Raw genomic sequence first — 556 nt, 5'->3', positions numbered from 1 at the left:
TTCGGGGAGCCGCGTGGTGCTTAGTTGACGGCGCTGGGACCGGACGGCGTGGCGCCGCCCTCGTCGGCCCAGTCGCTCGTATCGCCTGCCGAGCCCAGTGACGGGTCGGAGATGTGGTCACTGGCGTACGACGGCGTCTCAGCGGAATCCTTGGAATCGTGGTTCTTGGCGCGGTGTGCGGCGTTGGAGGCCGTCTCCTTGACCTTCACTGCCACGTTGCTCGCGGCCGATGCGGCGGCGGAGCCGACTTCCGGGGCCTTGTCCCTGATCGCCTGACCGGCGTCGTTCAGCTTTTCCTGCGTGCGGGGATCCTGCCACAGGTCCTGCGCCTTGCCGCGGAGCTGGTCGTACTTTTCGCGACCTGCCCGGGCACCCAGGACGTACCCCACTGCTGCTCCGGCCAGAAATGTAAAGATGCGCATTGCATTCCTCCTCTGCTCAAGCGTGGGAACCAGTCCGGAACCCTGAAACCCACACTAACCCGTTCGGCTCCGCAGCGCAGCGCAGCGCACGGCGTCATCGGCAGTGCCTGAGCAACCAGACCCGACCGGAGACA

General features: G+C 66.4%; 1 protein-coding gene. It reads right to left on the bottom strand.

Annotated features, from left to right (window positions below; translation table 11 throughout):
- Positions 1-20: 20 nt before the first annotated feature.
- On the bottom strand, positions 21-422 hold the full coding sequence (locus tag ABD088_RS02555; protein WP_343899876.1) for a YtxH domain-containing protein: 402 nt from the start codon (positions 420-422) through the stop codon (positions 21-23).
- Between the last annotated feature and the right edge of the window lie 134 nt (positions 423-556).

The organism is Arthrobacter rhombi, from assembly GCF_039526245.1.
Classification (GTDB): domain Bacteria; phylum Actinomycetota; class Actinomycetes; order Actinomycetales; family Micrococcaceae; genus Arthrobacter_H; species Arthrobacter_H rhombi.
Note: the sequence above shows the minus strand (reverse complement) of the source record. Positions and strands in the feature narration are given on the sequence as shown.